Raw genomic sequence first — 21,918 nt, 5'->3', positions numbered from 1 at the left:
AAATCATTTAAGTTTGGAATATGGGGCAGGGATTGGTCTTTGGAGTCGTAGTAGTGTATTTTATGTTGTTGATTTTGATCAGTTATCTGACTTCTAGAAAGTCAGATCACATGACATTTTACACAGCAAATAGACAGTCTTCGTGGATTTTGGTAGCATTTGGGATGATTGGAGCCTCTCTATCTGGGGTTACTTTCATATCCGTCCCTGGAGAAGTAGAATCAAAGCAGTGGACATATTTACAGTTCGTAATGGGCAATATGGTAGGGTATGCACTCATAGCTACCATATTGATACCTTTGTTTTACAAGATGCAGCTCATCTCAATCTATGAATATCTCCAAAATAGGTTTGGTAGAGGTGCTTACAAGTCAGGATCTGTATTTTTTATTATTTCTCAAACAATCGGAGCATCGTTTAGACTGTTCCTAGCAGCCACGGCGCTTCAGATTGGGTTTTTTGAAGCATTTGGGGTCCCATTTTTTCTTACAGTTCTGATTACCTTACTTCTGATATATCTTTATACTGTGAGTAGTGGTGTGAAGACTATTGTCTGGACGGACACCTTACAGACGATGTTTTTATTGGCTGCCGTGACAGTGACTATCATCATTATCAGCAGAGAGTTGAGCCTAGGGCCAGTGGAGCTTGCTCAGCTTATAGGTAGTAGCGATATGTCTACTGTGTTTGAATGGGACATCTTGTCTGATAGAAATTTTTTTAAAATGTTCGTGTCTGGAGTCTTCATTACCATAGCTATGAATGGCTTGGATCAAAATGTCATGCAAAAGAATTTGACATGTAAAAACAAAGCGGAGGCTCAGAAAAACATTTTCTGGTTTTCAGTTTCATTTTTCTTTTCGACGACACTCTTTCTTAGCCTTGGCGTTTTGCTTTATACTTTTGCAGAAGTTCATCAACTTACGATTCCGAGTAGTTCAGACGAATTCTACCCATTATTGGCATTGAATAACCTAGGTACCCTTACAGCGATGGCTTTCATGTTGGGGATTATTGCAGCAGCATTTTCAAGTGCAGATTCTGCCTTGACAGCACTGACGACATCGTTTTGTGTAGATATTTTGGGCTTACCAAGCAATAAAAAATCCTTGAAATTTAACAACACAACCAGAAAATTGGTCCACGTAGGATTTTGTTTGTTGGTGTTTTTGGTGATTGTGGTATTCAATGAGCTCAATGATAGCAGTGTAGTAAGTGCAGTTTTTAAAGCCGCTGGATTCACTTATGGGCCAATTTTAGGTTTGTTTGCATTTGGACTGCTGAGCAAAAGGGAGACGAAGGATCGTTGGATTCCATTGGTATGTGTGGCTAGCCCAGTACTTTCTTACATTTTGGATCAGCATAGTGAAGCGTGGTTTTATGGGTATCGGTTTGGATTCGAAATTTTGATTGTCAATGCTTCTTTTACATGCCTTGGATTGTTATTGCTTAGTAAGAAATCTGAGATGTAGCCTGATAGCTTTTATAAATGATCCTTTTCATGTTTTTCCAAGAATTTGGCAATTTATCCTCCACAGGTAGGAATGTATCCTTGAATAGGATAATGTCCAGTTTATTTTTAATTTTATCTTAGTTCCGAATATTGAGGCACAATGAAAACTGGCAAGATAAGTAAGCGTGAAGGTCTGAGTGAAAAAAATCGACAGATTTTAGAAAAAACGGTAAATGAGATGTTGCATGGCAATCGCAACACCTGTGCAAGAGGGGTATTGATTTCAGGATATGCTGGCTCTGGAAAAACTTATCTCATTGAAGGATTTTTGTCTGATCTGAGTTCTCGTGTTCCAGTGCTGATTCTCAGACATTTTTCTAGTCAAAAAAATGTCCCATATGCCGGATTTAGAAATGGATTGTCAAATTTTTTAAGTCAGATATATAGCAGGTTAAAAGAAGATGAGTTCAAAGATTTTTCTCATAAGCTGCTGGAGGAATTAGGGTCAGACTATGTCCTTGCACTAGATTATTTCCCAGAGCTTTCTATCATTTCAGAGATCAACCCTCTGACAAATCAGTTTTTGATCCCCAAGGTAGAAAACCAAGTTTATCCTATTTTGAGTAAGATTTTTAGTTTCATAAGTGATTTTTTTAGTGAGCCACTCTTTTTGTTTACAGACAATTTACAATGGATGGATAGTCCAGGAGCTAATTTCTTGAGTTTTTTGCTCACAGAACTAAAGACTGATAAGCTAATCTGGATAGGAGAACAGCGGACGACATTTGATCAATCAGCCGTCTCCAAAAATATTCTAGATAGTCTAAGTTTTGAAAAACAGCATATTTTTAGATTGAATATCAAGGAATTGTACTTTGGCCAAACGAAAGCCTATATTGAGAATCAGCTAGAAGGTAAATGTGATTCGCAATTGGTTGAAACTTGTCACAGGCTATGTCAAGGGGATTTTTTTCTACTGCAGCTCATCGTAGAAAACCTCAAGAATTCAGCCCTTTTATTTCTAAAAGATGGATTGCTACATGGAGAAATATCCCAAATCAACAAAGCCTTCAAAGGGCTGAACAAACAGAATATCCTCAATATCCACATGGGTAGATTGACCCTAGATGCTCAAAGATTAGTCAATTTCGTAGCTTGCGCTGGCAGTATTTCCAAAGACTTAGTATTCAAATGGCTTGGCGAAGATCAAAAGGACTTTGATGAATTACTGGCTCAATGTGCAAGTTTTGGTCTTTTGACACTTCAAGAAGAGAGGATCAATGTCACTCAAATGCACTTGGCCGAACTAGTCTATCAAGGAATAGATGCTGATGAGCTGATTAGCAATCATTATCAGCTTGCAAAACTTTACCATCATCGATTCTTTGAGCTAGAGGAATCAAAAGATATAATTCATGCAGCCAATCACCTGAACAAAGCATTACCAGCAGTCTTAAGGAATATGGAGGAAAGATTAGCTGCAGAGATCAACTATAAAGCAGGAATGGCTGCAAAAAAGCATAAGCAAATAGAGCAGGCTAAGGAATTCTTCAAAATATGTAACATTCATCTTGGGAATTGTAAATGGGAGGAAGTGTCAGATTTGACTTGGAACTCATTTCTTCAGCTTGCAAGGGCGGAGTATGAGCTTGGTGAGTATGATTTTGCAGAAATTCATCTTGACTTTTTGCTAGAAAGGTTCTTTTCTTTTGAGAAAAGGATAGATCCATATTTATTGAAAATCGTAATCAATAGCCACCTAGGTCGATACAGAAAGGCTTTTCAAATACTCAAAGAGAGTCTCAATGAACTGGGGTTTCAAATTCCTCAAACAAAGCGCCGACTCCTTCAAGAATTGGATCAGCTCAAAAAGCATCTTGATAATCAGGAAAAAGCAAAATTTGTTCAGCAGAGAACTTCATTTACCAATAAGAACAACCATGTATTGAACTTGCTGTACGTGGGGGGTATGGCGCTACATCATACATCAGACTTGATGATGACTTGGGCATCGATGAATATTATCTTGATGTCAGACAAGCCTGGTACTCCTTCCGCAGTAAAGGCCATAGGCTATGTTTCTTATGCAAGAATGCTGATCATATCAGGGGAGATTTCTAGAGGTTTTGAGTATGGGAAAATTGGTCTATCGATCAATCAAGAGCTTGGGGATTTGAATCTCAGATGTAGGGTATACGGTGTTTTTGCATTTTATGTCCAGACATGGAAAGATCCGTTTGCAGATAGCTTTTCACTCCTCCAATCAGGCATGGAGGCGGGTAAGCGATCAGGGGATTATATAGGCCAATATATACTGAGCACTCACTTGTTGAATCTGAGATTTCTCTCTGGAGGGCCACTTTCAGAAGTTATTGATCAAGATTTCCAAAATTTATATCCTGAAAATGAGCTCACCTATTACATCACCCATTACCAAAAGAGCCTGATAGATTACCTCATGGGGAGAGATACGATCTTCTCCATTCCGAGAATCCAAGGATCCTCATTTGCAGCACAATTGACAGTCCAAGAAGAAAAGTTTTATAGGTTTTATGTTTGGGCAAAATACTATTTCCTATTTGGTTTCTATAAATTGGCAGAAAAGGCTGCAAGTGAAGCTGATCAGAATAGAAAGCTTCAGGAAGGCTCTCCGTTGGTTCCTGCAAACTTATTTATCCGATTTTTGTCGATTACTCAATGTTGGTATAGTTATGACGCAGACCAGCAAAAGAGATATATCCAAGTCTTAGATGAAATTCTAAATTCCTTCTCCCTATGGTCAAAATCCTCACCATTGAATTATTTGAAGATTTACTGCTTACTTCAGGCCGAGATGAGTAGAATTTTGGGTAATCAATCGGAGGCATCCAAAGCCTATAGACAAACGCTAAAGTTGATAGAACAAGATTATTTTATGGAAGGAGTGACCAAGGAATTGTTCGCAAAGCATCACTTGACATTGAATATTAATTCAAAAAAAGCCCATACATTAATCTTGGAGTCTGTGGAAGCATTCAGTAACTGGGGGGCTGTAGCTAAAGCCAATCAACTGCTGCAACAATATCAGGCGTTTTTGAATCGTGTAGACCTAGTTTGGGATATTGATATTGAGACGATTCAGCAAGAGTTGAGCAGTGACCTTGAAGTTACTTCTTTGATAAGAAAACTCATGGTTCTTCTTCTGAGATTCTCGGGATCTTCAGGTGTTGTGGTGAAGTTACAAAAAGAAAGAGATAATGTGTTGACCTCTAGCTCCCTTTCATTGTTGAATAACTCTGAGAAACTGGATTATCCGGAGTCATTGATCCTATATGCTCACAAGACAAAGAACCTGCTTCAGGTAGATGATATAGATCAGGAAATGCCCTCCATAGAATTAGATAGACTCAAAGAGAGGAATGTAAAAAGCTTTTTAATCTTACCAATCAATATCACAGGATATCTTTCTATGGTGATTTATCTAGAAAACTGTTTTATGAAAAATTGGTATTCCAAAAATCTCCTTAAATGGATAAAAATCACCTCAAATCAAGGTGCTATTATCCTAGAAAATGCCATGATCCATGAGCAGACCATTCAACTCAACAATGATATTACAAATGAGATGTATGAGAAGCAAAGGCTGGCGAAGATCATTCAGCAGCAGAACAATGATCACCTTAAAGATCTTATGGAGATTCAAGACAAAGAGAGAAATCGCATAGCGAGTGATTTGCATGATAGCTTGGGGTCGATGCTATCCACAGTAAGGCTCAAGCTGAATGGATTGTATGAGCAAGTAGACAAAAATGGAGCATTCAGTGAATCAACTTCCCACAAGGATACTTTGGTCATGCTAGATGAGTCGATTGAAGAATTGAGGAGAATAGCCCATCATATGGCACCTGCTTCACTGAAAAAATTTGGTTTGAAAGTAACTCTTGATTCCTTTGTTGAAAAAATAAACTCATCGGGGATTCTCAATATCGACCTTCAGATATTAGGTTTTTCAAGAAGAGTATTTGAGAAAGTTGAGATATCAATTTTTAGAATTTGCCAAGAGCTCCTTCAAAACACCATAAAACATTCTCAGGCAACACATGCCACACTTCAACTTATCAAGCATATAGATAGGGTGAATATATTGATGGAGGATAATGGTAAGGGAATGGACATGAATCAGATCGTACATGGATTGGGATTTATGACCATACAATCTAAGACAAAACTACTAGGGGGAACTTTTGAAGTAGATAGCTATCCCAATCGTGGTACTACGATAATTATCGATATACCTTTGAAAGCTGAATAAGGACGTATTTTTTTAGCCAAGCGAGTACCAATTCATCGTCAACTATTCTCTGTTTGTGTTTTTTGGTGATTTGACAATATCCCTGTTTTCAGGGATGGATAGGAATGTTTTTATAGAAAAATTTACAAGGTGCAAAAGTCGCAGATAATTGATTAGATCTTTTGTCCAAAATGCAAAGCATTGAGTAGCAATTTACCTAGATCAATGCAATAGTATTTGGGATACAAGATTTGAAATAAAGAAATCCAAAGTGATTATATACACCATAAAAACCTAACAATAGACCTATTAAACACACAAAATATTTAACAACTCTATAAATTAATTTCACATGAAGAAACTTTTATTGCTTAGTTCAATATGGAGTCTCAGCTTTCTATTCATCAGCATTCAGACCTTTGCCCAAGGAAGGGAGATCACAGGGGTAGTTACTTCTGCTGATGATGGGTTGACACTACCAGGAGTCAGTGTAACTGTAAAAGGTACCAGTCAAGGAGTCACAACTGACATAGATGGTCAGTTTAGAATCCAAGTCAGCAGAGGTGAGACACTTCGATTTAGTTTCATCGGTATGATAGCCCAAGAAATCTTAATCGAAGGCCAATCAAACTTAAATGTCGTATTGGCATCTGATACCAAAACATTGGAAGAGTTTGTGGTGGTAGGTTACGGAACTCAGAAAAGAAGCAATGTCACAGGTGCAGTAACCACAGTAGATACGGAGGTATTGGCATCTAGACCAATCACAGATGTGGGTAGAGGTCTTCAAGGTACCGTGCCTGGTCTGACGATTACCACACCAAGTGGACAAATCGGTCGAAATCCAAACATCCGATTGAGAGGGATGACAGGTACTTTAAGTAATTCGGCAGGTGCTCAGCCACTTATTCTAGTAGATAATGTGGAAATCGAAAGCTTGCAATTAATCAACCCAGAAGATATAGAAAGTATTTCTGTCCTGAAAGATGCTGCTGCTTCCTCTATCTATGGTTCTCGTGCAGCGTGGGGTGTGATACTAGTCACCACCAAGTCAGGTGCAAAAGGTGACAAGCCAAGAGTTTCTTATTCAAACAATTTTTCGTGGAATACCCCAACTTATGCTCCTGTAATCGCCAATGCCGCTGATGGAGCCGAAATGGCTTTTAGAGCATTGCAGCGTACAAATCCCTCTACCAATGTGTTCAGTGCTGTAGGTATGGCTTTTGATCAAATTGGAATTCAAAAGATGAGAGAATGGGAAGCGACTTATGGAGGACAGAACTTAGGTCCGGAGATGGTGCTAGGAAGAGATTTTGAAATCAGAGATGGTAGGTTGTTTTTTTATAGATCATGGGATCCAGCAGAGTTGTTCATGAGACAATGGACTCCACAACAAAAGCATGACGTATCTGTATCTGGTGGTACAGATAAGACAAAGTATTACCTAGGTGCTGGCTACTTAGGTCAAGAAGGTGTTTTGAAAGTAAATCCAGATGAGTTTAATAGATACAATCTTAACTTTAGTGTTAGCACCGAAGTCAACAAATGGTTAGAAGTAAGGGCGAAAGTTCTTTATTCAGAAACAGAATTTACTCAACCTTTTAATTTTGCTAGTGAGACTTATGATCCATGGTACTATATATTCAGGTGGCAAGCTGTCTACCCTTATGGAACGTATGAAGGACGTCCATTCAGGAACTCCATCAATGAAGTGGAGCAAGCCAAAATGAATAATGAAAATACGACCATGTCGCGTATCAATCTAGGGACTACCATTCGTCCGCTGAAAGGCCTAAGTTTCAACTTGGATTATACCTATAGTAACAACAATCGTCAATATCATCAGACTGGTGGGATACTTTCAGCTTACAACTTTTGGGCAACTGGTGCCAACTTGAGCTATGACCCTTACAGTGGACCAGCTTTCAATAGGGTACAGTATGATTCAGACATGAGTAAAAGAAACACTGGTAGAGCTTTTGCAACTTACGAGCTTGACTTAGGCAAAGATCATTCCTTCAAGTTCATGGCTGGTTCTGATATCGAAACGTTCGAATTTTGGTCTCATATGTCTCAAAGGAGAAATCTTATGGATCCTGACCGAGGTGAGCTTTCGCTAGCTACAGGTGAAATGTTTGTGTCTGGTAGTAGAAACGAATGGGCAACTTTGGGTTTTTTCAGTAGATTCAACTATACGTTCCGCAATAAGCTATTGCTAGAACTGAATGGTAGGTATGATGGATCTTCTAGACTATCTCCTACCGAAAGATGGGCATTTTTCCCTTCCATGTCTGCTGGATATATTCTGTCCGAGGAGTCATTTATGCAATCAGTAGAGCCTGTACTTTCATTTATGAAGCTTAGGGCTTCTTATGGATCTATTGGTAACCAAAATGCCTTCCTTGGAGATATTTATAGAATCATGAACTCAAGCAACTCTGGTTGGGTGATTGGAAATGAAAACATGTTGACAGTAGCTACTCCTGGAGCATTGCCTTCGGCTTTGACTTGGGAGACGATAAGTACGCTAGATTTCGGGTTTGACGCTAGATTCTTCAAAGACAGATTCGGAGTTACTTTTGATTGGTACAGAAGGACTACAAGTGATATGCATAGCGCAGGACTGGTACTTCCTTCTTCATTTGGTACTGCTGCTACCAAGCAGAATCTTGGAGAATTGCAGACCACAGGTTGGGAACTTGCGGTAGATTATAATCACAAATTCAGAAATGGTCTGAGACTTTTCTCCACAGTAATGCTTTCTGACTTTAAAGAGGTGATCACAGATTTTGCCGACAATCGAGGCGTAAACTCTAACCGTCCAGGACGTGTATTGGGTGAAATTTGGGGCTTTGAAACTGATAGATTCTTTACCAATGAAGATTTTGTAAGAGATGCTAATGGAGAATTTGTTTTGGATAACGGCAGATACGTATTGGTAGATGGTATTCCTGATCAATCTTTCTTTGAAAGTGGATGGTTCTTCTATGGGCCAGGCGATGTCAAATACAAGGACCTTAATGGAGATGGTAAAATTGACAGAGGAACCAATACCATCGATGATCCAGGGGACATGAGGGTGATTGGTAACTCAACTCCAAGATACCAATATGGTATAAGATTAGGTGCCGATTACAAAGGTTTCGACTTGAGTTTGTTTGTTCAAGGAGTGGGTAAAAGAGACTTCTGGGCAAATGGCCCCCTATTTGTGCCAGGTTTCAGACCAGGTGAAGCATGGTATGAGCATCAGCTAGACTATTGGACTCCCGAGAATCCTAATGCATTCTACCCTAGACCTACGGATCATTCACAGTCCAATAACATGAGGAATTTCTTGCCGCAGACTAAATATTTGTTGGATATGTCTTACACAAGGTTGAAAAACGTCACCTTTGGTTATACCATACCAGCTACACTTTCAAAAAGAGTCAAGGTCGAAAGATTAAGGGTATATTTCTCAGGTGAAAATTTATTTGAACTTGATAATCTCAACCTCCCAATCGACCCTGAGACAGAGTATACGCCAGCAGGGCTGAATGATGCAGCCACTTTCGGTAGGGTGTATCCATTTCAGAGATCAGTTTCATTTGGTTTGCAACTTACCCTTTGATGATAGCAATATAATCAATCATGTAAGCTAAAACTCAAGTTTTGAGACAGTTAGAAACTTTAAAATTGACAAAAATGAAAATTAAAATATTAGCAATATTATTGATGTCTATGGTTCTGGTAAGTTGCCAAGAAGATTTTCTTGAAAGACCGCCATTAGACCGTCTTACCGATGAGACATATTGGACCAATGAATCCAATGTGCGAACATTTGCATGGGGTTTTTATCCTCAGTATTTCTCTGGATATGGATCAGGATTTACGTGGGGGAGGTTCTTCTCAGGTCAATCATTGAACGATGACTTCGCTCCTTCGAGCCCTACCCAGTTTAGGTTACAGCCAGTCACAGCTGCTACTGCATCATACTGGAGATTCACTTGGGTGCGTAAAGCGAATTTATTCTTGAACAGGATAAAGACCGTGCCTATGTCTGAAGAAGCAATCAATCATTGGTCTGGAGTAGCTAGATTTTTCAGAGCAATAGAATATGCTCAGATTGTTCAGCAGTTTGGTGATGCTCCTTGGTTTGAAGAAGAAGTAGATGATGCAAATTTGGAAATGCTTTATAGACCAAGAGATCCTAGGGGTTTTGTAATGGATAAAGTTCTTGAGGACTTTGAGTACGCTTCTCGAATGGTAAGGCAGTCAGATGGCACACCAAAGCAAACTGTAAATAGAGACGTGGTATTGGCTTATATGTCTCAAATGATGCTTTTCGAAGCCTCATGGCAAAAATATCACCTTGGAGATGATCAAAAGGCCGCTAAGTATTTTGAAGCTGCTAAAAGTGCAGCCAATCAATTAATTCAATCAGGTAGATACTCTTTGGGAAATTATAGACAGGTATTCACTTCTGTAAATTTAGCGAGCAATCCTGAGGTGATTATTTTCCGACATTATGAAGCTGGACTACTTACGCATGCTTTGATGAGCTACAATAACAACGAGCCTCAGACTGGGGTCTCCAAAAATGCTCTTGATGCATACCTCGCTTCTGATGGGTTGCCTATAGGTATATCCCCACTTTATCAAGGTGATAGAACTAGGGAAGCCATGTTTGCAAATAGAGATTCAAGGATACAAGAGACTTTTGTCACTAGCCAGTTTAGACTCAATGGTATTTCGCCAAACTTTAGTACTTCTGGTGTAGCAACTCACAAATACTTGAATGAATCTCTTAGAACCCTTCCTGAGGGAAGCTCAAACCTGAACATCATAGATTCTCCTGTAATGAGATATGGAGAGGTTTTGGTGAATTATCTCGAAGCGGCTGCTGAGCTAGCGTCTTTAGGAGGAGCACCACTTACACAGGCTGATCTGGATAAGTCAATCAATGTTCTTCGTGCTAGACCAGGAGTCAATCTTCCTTCAGTTACTCTAGTAGGAGATAGATTTGCTGTCAATGGTGTAGCCTACGATGATCCAGCTAGAGATCAAAGTGTATCATCCATTCTATGGGAAGTAAGAAGAGAGCGAAGGGTAGAATTGATGATGGAAGGTTTCAGACTCAATGATCTCAGAAGATGGGCTAAACTAGAATATGCAGATACACAGGCTAATCCATCTATCAATAGAGGTGCATGGGTTACTAGAGCAGAGTTTCCAAACTTACAAAGTAGTGTAGTCCTATCTGAAGGATCAGAAGGTTACATCATACCTGCTACTGTAGCAGCTGCTCAGAGGGTATTCAATAATCCAAGAGTTTATCTCGATCCTATTCCAATTGATCAAATTGCACTTTATGAAGAAAATGGCGTCACTTTGACTCAAAACGAAGGATGGTAAAATGAACATAGGTTTATTTTTTGGAGAGCTCGACAGCCACACAGGTCGGGCTCTTTCCTTTCTTTTAGTAATTCTAGATTTTAAAATTTAGATTTTAGATTTAAAACACAAGACATGAGATTTGAGGCACAAGAAGCGGGGGAGATTTAAGATGCGAGATATGAAGGGATTAGTCATGCCGAATTTACCTCACCAGAGGGAGACGAAGTGAGATATCGCCGTAATGGTCGATAAAATTTGCCTTCAAAATAGGGTATTAATAAAAATGTGTTGCCGATAACCATATTGTGACATAGAAAATCCTATTTCATCACTAAATTATAACAGAATAAACCATCAACGAAAAATGAAATTTAATTTAGCCAGTATACTTTTTTCAATTTTGATCATCTTAGGAGTCACTAAAGCTTTTGCGCAAGACAAAACAATCATCCCTCCACCTTTCAAGGGTCAGGGAAGTGAATGGGTCGACGCCAGATTTCAATCCATGACTTTAGATGAAAAGATTGCTCAATTGATTATGATCCCTGCTTATTCAAACAAGGATCAAGTTCATGTAGATTCTATATCGAGATTGGTCGAAAAATATCAAGTGGGTGGAATTATTTTTTTTCAGGGTGGTCCTGTAAGACAAGCTATCATGACCAACAAGCTCCAAGAAAAAGCAAAAATTCCATTGATGATTTCCATTGATGGTGAATGGGGTCTTGGAATGAGGCTGGATAGTACGATGAGTTTTCCTTATCAAATGTCCTTAGGAGGGATAGCCGACGAAAGCCTGATCTATCAAATGGGCAAAGAAATAGCCCTGCAATGTAGAAGGGTTGGTGTTCATGTGAATTTTGCTCCAGTAGTGGATATCAATAACAATGTGAACAATCCTGTGATAGGCTACAGGTCTTTTGGTGAACAAAAAGAAAATGTCGCCAGCAAAGCAATGGCGTACATGAAGGGGATGCAGGATAATAAGGTACTTGCAAATGCAAAACACTTTCCAGGGCACGGAGATACCAATGTGGACTCCCATTATGGATTACCAGTCATTCATTTCTCCAAAATCAGAATGGAAGACACAGAACTGTATCCATTCAAAAGGCTTTTTGATGAAGGTCTTGGAAGTGTAATGGTCGCACACATGAATGTTCCAGCTTACGATTCTACCCATAATCTGGCATCTACTCTTTCTAAACCCATAGTTACCGATTTATTGAAAAATGACCTCAATTATGAGGGTCTGGTATTCACTGACGCTTTGAATATGCAGGGTGTGGCCAAATTCTATGAACCTGGTGAAGTGGATATGAAAGCACTTTTGGCTGGAAATGATATGCTTCTCAATACCATGAACGTGGAGAGGACAATCAGCGAGATCAAAAAGGCGATTGAAAGAAATGAAATTACGATAGAAGAAATCGAACACAGAGTAAAGAAAGTACTGGAAGCCAAATATTGGCTTGGTTTGGATAAATATGAACCTGTGGAACTGAAGAGTCTCTATGAAGACTTGAACAACCCACAGGCGCAAAGCTTGAATAAAAAACTGACAGAAGCATCCATTACCTTACTAAGAAATAAGGAGGATATTATTCCAATAAAAAACCTTGGCAAGCAAAAAATTGCTGCTTTGGCTATTGGAACAGCTGAGGAAACCTCCTTTCAGAAAGGTTTGGGAAGATTTGCTGAGGTAGATCATTTCTTTATCTCTCACAATGCCAGTATAGAGGAGTTTCAATCTTTGATGAAGGAGTTGGAAGATTATTCATTGGTAATTGCAGGTGTGCATAAACTTCAAATGAGAGCTGGTGCAAGTAGGTTCGGTGTTACTTCTGAGACGAAGTTTTTTCTCAAAAAACTGATGGAGCAAAAGCCAACCATTGTATCTGTGTTTGGAAATGTCTATAGCTTGGCGGAATTTGATCAGCTTGCTAGAGCCCATGCTGTTATGGCAACTTATCAAGAGTCAGAGAACGCCCAAAACATTGCCTCTCAGATTATTTTTGGAGCATTGGGAGCTAAAGGGAAGTTGCCGGTGACAGTCAATGCTGATTTCAAAGTCGGTGATGGATTACAGACAAGTGGAGGGCTGCGTCTTGGGTATTCATTTCCAGAAGAATTTGGAATGGACTCAAGGGATTTTGAAGCGATTGAGACTTTGGTGAAAGAAGCTATTACAAGTAAAGCTATTCCAGGTGCACAAGTTTTGATTGCCAAAAGTGGGAAAGTAATCTTCCATGAGTCATTTGGTACACATACCTACGAAAGTAATGTCAAGGTAGAAAATGAGCACCTTTATGATTTGGCATCAGTTACCAAAATCAGTACAAGTTTGGCAGCATTGATGAAATTGAAATGTGAAGGGAAATTTGATGAAAATGGGACATTTGGAGAATATCTTCCCATGGCAAGAGGCACAAGCAAGGAAAATATCAAGTATGTCGATATTCTAACACATCAAGCAGGATTACAAGCTTGGATTCCGTTTTGGAAGGAGACAGTGAGAAAAAATGGCAAATTCAAATGGAATACTTTCAAATATTCCGAGTCAAAAAGATTCCCTGTACTTGCTGCACAAGACCTTTATATCCACAAGAATTATAAGAATAAAATCTATAGGCAAATTTTAGACTCTCCTTTGGGTGAAAAAGGTAAGTATGTTTACAGTGATTTGTCATTTATACTTGCTCCAGAGGTTGTGAAAGCTATCTCGGGTCAGGATTTTGAAGAATACTTGCAAGAGAATATCTATAGCCACATAGGTGCCAAGTCACTGACATTCAACCCATATCTTAAGTATGATTTAGATCAAATTGTTCCAACAGAATATGATTCACTTTTCAGGAAGCAATTGCTCCATGGCACTATACATGATGAAGGTGCTGCCATGCTGGGAGGGGTGAGTGGTCATGCTGGTTTGTTTGGAAATGCGCATGATTTGGCAAAATTGATGCAGCTCTATTTGAACGATGGCGTGTATGCTGATGAAGTGATTATTGGCAACAATGTAGTGGGTGAATTTTCAAAATGTAAATTCTGTGACGAAGGTAATTACAGAGCCTTGGGGTTTGATAGACCTAGAACTCCAGGAAGCGAGAATGGCAATGCCGCAAAAGATGCTCCAGCTTCTAGTTTTGGACATACTGGTTTCACAGGAACTTATGCTTGGGTAGATCCAGAAAATGAGCTAGTATATATTTTCCTGTCCAACCGTGTAAATCCAACTCGGGAGAACTCCAAACTTTCCCAATTGGGAACACGGACAAAAGTCATGCAGGTAGCTTATGATGCGCTGTCAAAAAGTGGTCAACTTCAATGATTAGAAAATTCAAACTTAAATAAAAGGCTTGTAGGAACTCCTTTTTGTAAAAAAACACCCCTAAATACATAGTTTTTAAATATAGTAATCAATAAATTTACAAAATGATATCACATCACAAAATTAGTTTACTTATCCTGGTGCTATTTTCTTTTAGCTTAACATTTAACGCTAATGCACAAAGCAAGGAGAAAATAGGGGATTTTGAAAAATACAAACAATTTGGATTGGTATGGGGGCTGATGAAATACCATCACCCGATTGTTAGCAAAGGAGAATACAATTGGGATGAGAAATTTGTTGAGAATATCAAAAAATTGGATGATGTTCTGACAAAAGAAGATCTCGACCACTTTTTGTTACAGTTTATTACATCCATAGATTCTGGCAAAATCAAAGCTTCCAATAATTTTGATGGGCTGTTTATGGAGAATTATGATTATGATTGGATTGAGTTTTACAAACCTAACAATCTCCTATATGGTAAATTGAAAGATCTAAAAAGTAATACGAATATCAAAAATTATTACATATCTAATTCCAACTTTTTGTCAAAAATCCCAAAATTTGACAATGAAGTTGGATTTGAAACATTTGATTCGGATATAAAAAGCCATAGGTTGTTGACATTATTTAGTTTTTGGAATCTAATACAGTATTACTATGTCAATAAATATTTAATTCAACCAAATTGGTTTGATTTATTGGATGACTTTGTTCCTGAGTTTGCTGATTGCAAATCCGATATTGAGTATGAAAAAGTTAAGCATAAAATGATTGCCTCAATAAATGATTCTCATACTTCATTTATTTCCCAAAAATTAAATGATTTGTTGTTTTCAAAGAGACCTCCTTTTGGAATAAAATTAGTCAATGATACACTCGTGGTTACAGCATTGTTCAATGTAGATTTAACTGAAAGAGATGATATTAAACTAGGTGATCGGATTGTAAGTTTAGAGGATGAAACACCTGAACTTTATTTAAGCAATAAATTAAAATATGTAGTTTCAGCTTCTAATGATTCTTACTTAAAAAGAAATTCAATATCAGCTTTGCGTAGTGGAGAAGATTCTATTAAAGTAACTATCGATAGAAATGATACACTTACAATGAAATATATAAAGCTTCATAAAAATTTTGAAATTAAGGATTACGTGGCTTTACCTACTTTTTTATATGGAGAAAAATGGGGGGTAATTGATGAAAATGTAGGTTATATCAACTTGCATTCTATTACAAAAAAAGAAGTGAAAAGTGCATTCAAAGATCTGTCTAAGACCCAAGGAATAATATTTGACTTAAGAAATTATCCAAAGCATGACATCTTAGATGAGATATCAAAAAATATTTATCCAGAAAGGAAAAAGTTTGTACAAGTATTGGCTCCAATTACCAATAGACCTTCTTTATCGAAAATATTTAATTCTCCTATTAGGGCTATAGTGGATCCATTTAAAAGTGGTAGAAAAAACTCCAAATTTTATGATGGGAAAGTAATTTTATTGGTAAATCATTCTACACAAAGTAAGGCAGAATTCATTGGTATGGCTATCCAAGCAGCCCCAAATTGTGTCACCGTAGGAGACACAACATCAGGTGCTCTAATGAATGTTTCAATATTTACTTTGCCAGATTTGTCTGAAATTCTTTTTACAAGTTTAGGAGGCTTTTACCCGAATGGGGCGGTAGTACAAGGAAAAGGTTTGAATATTGATTACTATGTACAAGAAACAACTTCAAATTTTGTTCACGATCAGTATATCCTAAAAGGAATAGAGTTGATAAAATCCAGCGATAAATAACCTCATACATCCATGCGTATATTTCCAATAAAATTTGCTTTAACGATTTTAATGATTTTTTTGGCACTAGGGTCCTATGGCCAAGATTTCAAATTTGCTCTTGTCACAGACTTGCATATCGGCTCTCCAAATGGGGTGGCTGAAGAAGATCTACAACGGACGGTGGAAGATATCAATAAGCAGACTGATTTGGATTTTGTACTGCTGACAGGTGATATTACCGAGATGGGTACAGAAGAGGAAATTGCCACGGCAAAAGCGATTATCGTCCAATTGAATATTCCATACTACATCATTCCTGGAAATCATGACACAGGCTGGTCAGAGTCAGGAGGGGTAGGCTTTATCCAAGCTTTTGGCGATGACAAATTTGTCTTTGAGCACAAAGGATACAAATTTATCGGGACTTCTTCGGGGCCATACGTAAGGATGTCTGATGGGCATATTCCTCGGGATGCTGTCGTTTGGATGGATTCTGTTTTGCGTGCTACGCCCACAGATCAACGAATCATCAATGTGAATCATTATCCATTAGACAATGCGCTTGACAATTGGTATGAAGCGACTGATAGATTGAAAAATTACAACACGCAATTTTCCGTCTGTGGGCACGGTCATAATAACAAAGTGTATGATTTTGAGGGTATTCCAGGGGTTATGAGCCGCTCAAATCTTCGTGCAAAGGATGAGGTTGGAGGTTATCAGTGGATCAGTATTGAATCCGATACGGCTTATTTTCAGGAAAGAAATCCAGGAGTAGGAACCAAAGACTCTTGGCATAAGATAGCATTGGGTAAAAGGGAATTTGATCCAAATCAAGTTTACATTAGACCAAGTTTTGACATCAATGAAAAGTATCCAAATGTTAAGAAAAGGTGGTCATACCATTCGGATGCCAATGTGATTTCTACGCCTGCTTATACTGATGGAAAGGTGATTTTTGGAAATGCAGTGGGGAAAATCGAGACATTGGACAAGAATACTGGAGAGGTGATTTGGTCATTTGAGACTGATGGCGGAATTTTTTCTTCACCGGTGATTTCAAATGATTTGGTGATTATGGGTTCTGGAGATGGCAATGTATATGCCTTAGAACATGCTAGTGGCAATTTGGTATGGAAGAAAAGTTTTGAAAAGGCCGTATTGGGTTCTCCTGAATTATATGGTGATGCTGTTTTGATCGGGGGAAGTGATGGTACATTTAGATCCATCGATGTAAATACGGGGGCAGAAAACTGGACTTTTGAAGGAATCTCGGGGCCTGTGGTCAGTAAGCCTCTGATCTATGACAATATGATTGTTTTTGGAGCTTGGGATAGGCATTTATATGCTTTGAACATTGAAACGGGGGTCTTACTTTGGAAGTGGGATAATGGTTCGCCAAATAGAATGTACTCTCCTGCCATGTGTATTCCAGTGGCTCATGAAGGTGTGATTTACATAGTGGCTCCAGATAGATTTTTGACAGCGATTGATTCCAAGTCAGGGAAAACTTTGTGGCGAACAAATGAAGCTACAGTGAGAGAGTCTATTGGGATTTCAGATGATGGTAGCTTGATCTATGGAAAGACAATGAATGATGACATTGTAGCATTCAAAACAGGTGAATCCGAAGCGAAGTTAGCTTGGAGAATGGATTGTGGATTTGGCTACGAGCATGTTCCATCTATGCTGATTGAAAAAGAAGGAAGGGTCTTTTTCGGTACCAAATCGGGAGTAGTTTATAGTATTGATCCTAAATCTCAAGAAATCAACTGGGCTCACAAAGTAGACAATTCGATGGTCAACACAGTTAATGTTATTTCAGGAAATAGCCTAATCGTGGCGACTATGGATGGGAAGGTTGAGCTGCTCGAGTTTTGAGAATGAAATATTAGTCTCCAAACCAATATTTCAGGTCAAACTTGCTTTCGGCCTGAGCTTCTTGCTTTGCGTCAAGCAGTGGGAAAAAATTAATTCCGGTCATTACTTCCACGCTGTCTATGCTGATCGCATATGCACTCAAATCACCTGAAGCTGATTCATTTCTCAAAATGAATCCTATACCCTGTGGGTGTATTGGATCCTTCTTCAAGATTACCTTGTAGTAATATTCTGGTATGCAAATCTTGCTGTTGCCCAAGGTAGGAAGGTCTTTATCCAAGATCGGGCCTGTAGCGATAAAGATTGAATCTTTTTCGGTTGCGAATTTTCTAATTTGTTCCTCAAGCCTTTTCCAAATCCCTCTGTTGAACCCAGGGACTTGGGGGCTTGCATTGGTGAGGAAAAAGCTATCATACATGCTTTCTGCACTGTAGCTCATATCTGCTGCAGGTGCCAAATGGCCTCTGTCATATCCCGAATTTTTGTAAGAAGCATCTCTTGGGCTGTGATCACCCAGCCTTTTTTCCATTCTAAAATTGCTGGATCTCTCTTGGCCATTGCCTAGATTTTCTCTGCAAAGTAAATAACTTACCCACTTGGCATGCTGAGTTAGGGTATCAAACTCCAATACAAATCCATTGTAATCCAAAAAAAGATCTCTTGAAATTACCTCTGGTACAAAATCCCTGAACTCTACCGAAACAAATGAGAGGTCAACTTGCGGTTCCTCTATTATTGTTGTTGAATTTGACCTGACTTGTGAAAATGATTGTGGTTCAGGGTTTTTTCTTTGAGTGGTTTCAATTGTTTTACAATTGGTAATACATGTAAAAAGCAGTAAAAGAAGCGCTGCCCGTTTCATTTTTTTCAAGATTTTCTGTTTGGCTTCGAAAGTAAAGATAAATTGGGAGAAATTTAACTGAGCCAGACAACCATTTTCAAATCAGTTGAATTTATTGTTTTGTAAGTGAATTTTGTGAAAGTTGAGTTTTCACAAGCTTGATAGAGGATCCTATTGTATCATAAAACGCTCTTTCACTCATACCTCCCTACCCCAAATGCATCAATCAAGATTCCTGTAGCTTCTTTTTGGTGGATTTGGGTAAGAAGTTTTCCCGTGGCTGGGGCCATAGAAATCCCCATCATGCCATGGCCGGATCCGACTAGTACATTTTCCAGACCAGGCGCCAGACCGATGTATGGAAGCCCATCCGGTGAGCAAGGTCTTAGTCCTTTCCATATCTGTTCGGTTTCAGGGAATTTGGACTTAAAGTCAGGGTAATAGCTGTTGATAGATTCGAAAATTCCCCGGACTCTATTGAGATTGATATTTTCATTGAGGCCAGCTATCTCCATCGTTCCACCAAATCGGATTTGCGAACCATAGGGGCTTACTGCAACTTTTGTCTCTGTTAAGATCGCTGCTTGCTTGATCTCTGGTCGGTTTTCTTGAATGAAACTATAGCCCTTTCCTCCCATCATGGGTAATCTGAAGCCCAACATTCCCGCCAATTCACCAGTCCAAGCTCCTCCACATAAGACAAACTGAGATCCTTCTAGGGCACCCTCATCTGTGATTACCGAAGTTACTTTTCCACCAGTTTTCTCAAAACCTCGTACTTGAAGGTTTGGCTTGAAAGCCACTCCTTTTGCTACAAGATGTTTTTTCAAAAAGCTGTACAAAGCTGCTGGTGACAAGTGTGCATCGCCTGGAAATAGGACTGCTCCTCTAGCATTTACTTCAAGGTTTGGCTCAATCTTCTCAATATCTGAAGGGCTTAATATCTCTGCTTCCAGCCCATGTTTTCTTGCCAAATGTGCGAATTCAATTTCCTCTTTTTCCACCTCGGGGGTTTGGTAGAGCATCATCAGTCCCTTTTCTGCCAATTCCAAATCGGCATCTACATGCGCTAATTTGAAATCTTGATAGAGACTCTTACTGAGCAAACTGATATTTTTCAAAAAAGGAATACTCTTTTCTACGTGTTTGGCATTGGCAGCTTTATAAAATAGCCAAGACCATTCTAAGAGTTTTCTGTCTAACCTTGGGTGAATGTAAAAGGGGCTTTTGGAGGAAAACATCCACGAAATACCCTTGCTGATCATCCCTGGGGCAGCCAAAGGAATAATATGGCTGGGCACAATCATGCCGGCATTACCAGTAGAAGTGTTGGATTTCAAGTCACTCTTGTCAATGATGATGACTTCTACTCCTTGCTGCTGAAGGTAGTAAGCAGTAAATAGTCCCACGATGCCTCCGCCGATGATGATGGTTGGTTTCATTTTTTTACAATGTATCAAGTACCAAATACAAAGAACTTGGTGCTTAGGTTTTTGATGGTATTGATAGAGAAAGATAAGCATTTTGGTTATATGCTTTTGACTTCCTTTAAGCTACGAATATAAGGTTTATTGGAAAAATAGAGTTGGAATGGATTGACGAAAAATGGTATTGGATTGATGGAAGTTGTGGTAGCTCCTTGTCGATTTCACTATAGCTTTTTGACTCTAATAGTAAAAATATCGGATAATTTATCTGGTCTAATATTAAAAATATCGGATAATTTATCTATTAGAACAAATCCTTCCTTCACCTGGGGTGATTATAAAAATTCTGAATGTATAAATCGCTTAATCATCCCTGCAAAAATAAAATTAATTTTTATATTTGCAGGGATGATTTTGATGTTTTTTGCTATTTACTAAGCTTTGATAAGACCTGTATCTACCGATTTAAATAAAAATCCCTTAGAACAGCCTTAACAACATCATTCCGATGGTGATCGTAAAAGATTCCACGTTCGAAACTCTAAATTACCTGAAATCCATGCACATAAGGGTCATCATCATCTAAGATGATGGTGTTGTACCCATACACCTTTGCCCAACCTTCTATACTTGGAATGATGGCAGGCTTTCCTGCAATCTCAGTGACTTCTTCTATTCTTCCTGTAAATTTAGAACCAATAAAACTCTCATGGATAAAATCTTCTCCTGGTTTCAGTAAGCCCTTGGCAAACCACTGTGCCATTCTTGCCGATGTGCCTGTACCACAAGGAGATCTGTCTATGGCTTTGTCCCCATAGAATACGGCGTTTCTTGCAGTGCTGCTGGAGTCCAAGGTTTTACCTGTCCACAAGACATGCGAAAGTCCCTTGATCTGCGGATGTTCGGGATGGACGAAATCGTATTTTTCATTCATCTTTTGTCTTAAATTTCTTGCCATAGAGATCAACTGCTCGGCCTTGTAGTATTCCAGTCCCACAAAATTTTCTTGAGGGTCTACTATACAATAAAAGTTGCCGCCATATGCTACATCTACAGTTAACTTACCCAGTTCCTCTGTTTCGATTTCTAGTCCTTCTGCTGCTAAGAAGCTTTTTACGTTGGTCAGTTTTACAGAAGTAACTTTATTTCCCTCTTGATTGTATGATACCAAAACCAAACCCGCAGGAGTCTCCATTTTAAGAAAACCAGGGGTTTTAGGCTGAATTAAACTTTCCTCAATGGCTATGGTAATCGTCCCTATAGTTCCATGCCCACACATGGGCAAGCAACCTGAGGTTTCTATGAATAAAACAGCTACGTCGTTTTCAGGATTATGAGGAGGAAAAAGCATGGAGCCCGACATCATATCGTGACCACGTGGTTCAAACATCAGCCCTGTCCTAATCCAATCTAGGTTTTCCAGAAAGTACTGACGCTTTTCCAGCATGTTACTGCCTTTCAAAAATGGAACTCCACCTGAGACTACTCTCACCGGATTGCCACAAGTATGGGCATCTATGCATTGGAAGGTTTTTTTCATGTTATATTATTG

At 38.8% G+C, this 21,918-nt stretch carries 10 protein-coding genes; 7 read left to right on the top strand and 3 right to left on the bottom strand.

Annotation, left to right across the window (positions count from 1 at the left end):
- The first annotated feature begins 20 nt into the window (after positions 1-20).
- The 7 genes from MM214_RS05650 (at position 21) to MM214_RS05620 (ending at position 18,098) form a co-directional block, all read left to right on the top strand.
- Positions 21-1,472, top strand: coding sequence for a sodium:solute symporter (locus MM214_RS05650; RefSeq protein WP_241292993.1), 1,452 nt, complete (start codon positions 21-23; stop codon positions 1,470-1,472).
- A gap of 141 nt (positions 1,473-1,613) precedes the next feature.
- A complete protein-coding gene (locus MM214_RS05645; RefSeq protein WP_241292992.1) occupies positions 1,614-5,744 on the top strand; it encodes an AAA family ATPase in 4,131 nt (1,376 codons plus the stop codon).
- Between the two features lie 331 nt (positions 5,745-6,075).
- Positions 6,076-9,333 (top strand): SusC/RagA family TonB-linked outer membrane protein, encoded by a 3,258-nt coding sequence (locus tag MM214_RS05640; RefSeq protein WP_241292990.1) that lies wholly within the window; start codon positions 6,076-6,078, stop codon positions 9,331-9,333.
- A 74-nt stretch (positions 9,334-9,407) separates the two neighbouring features.
- Complete coding sequence (locus MM214_RS05635; protein ID WP_241292988.1) at positions 9,408-11,117, top strand: RagB/SusD family nutrient uptake outer membrane protein; 1,710 nt, start codon at positions 9,408-9,410, stop codon at positions 11,115-11,117.
- A gap of 346 nt (positions 11,118-11,463) precedes the next feature.
- Complete coding sequence (locus MM214_RS05630; RefSeq protein ID WP_241292986.1) at positions 11,464-14,430, top strand: glycoside hydrolase family 3 N-terminal domain-containing protein; 2,967 nt, start codon at positions 11,464-11,466, stop codon at positions 14,428-14,430.
- A 140-nt stretch (positions 14,431-14,570) separates the two neighbouring features.
- Entirely contained in the window at positions 14,571-16,235 is a 1,665-nt protein-coding gene (locus MM214_RS19085; RefSeq protein ID WP_241292984.1) for a S41 family peptidase, read from the top strand.
- A 12-nt stretch (positions 16,236-16,247) separates the two neighbouring features.
- Positions 16,248-18,098 carry an outer membrane protein assembly factor BamB family protein gene (locus tag MM214_RS05620; protein ID WP_241292982.1) on the top strand — a complete coding sequence of 617 codons (1,851 nt, stop codon included), beginning with the start codon at positions 16,248-16,250 and terminating at the stop codon, positions 18,096-18,098.
- A gap of 10 nt (positions 18,099-18,108) precedes the next feature.
- Here the strand turns inward: MM214_RS05620 and MM214_RS05615 are convergent, their stop codons facing one another.
- The 3 genes from MM214_RS05615 to MM214_RS05605 form a co-directional block, all read right to left on the bottom strand.
- Positions 18,109-18,960, bottom strand: coding sequence for a DNA/RNA non-specific endonuclease (locus tag MM214_RS05615; RefSeq protein ID WP_241292980.1), 852 nt, complete (start codon positions 18,958-18,960; stop codon positions 18,109-18,111).
- Positions 18,961-19,133: 173 nt separating this feature from the next.
- Complete coding sequence (locus MM214_RS05610; protein ID WP_241292978.1) at positions 19,134-20,381, bottom strand: NAD(P)/FAD-dependent oxidoreductase; 1,248 nt, start codon at positions 20,379-20,381, stop codon at positions 19,134-19,136.
- Between the two features lie 526 nt (positions 20,382-20,907).
- Positions 20,908-21,906: a 4-hydroxyproline epimerase gene (locus tag MM214_RS05605; protein ID WP_241292976.1), complete on the bottom strand. Its 999-nt coding sequence runs from the start codon at positions 21,904-21,906 to the stop codon at positions 20,908-20,910.
- Positions 21,907-21,918: the final 12 nt, after the last annotated feature.

It is taken from the genome of Belliella kenyensis (assembly GCF_022549675.1).
Taxonomy (GTDB): Bacteria; Bacteroidota; Bacteroidia; order Cytophagales; family Cyclobacteriaceae; genus Belliella; species Belliella kenyensis.
Note: the sequence above shows the minus strand (reverse complement) of the source record. Positions and strands in the feature narration are given on the sequence as shown.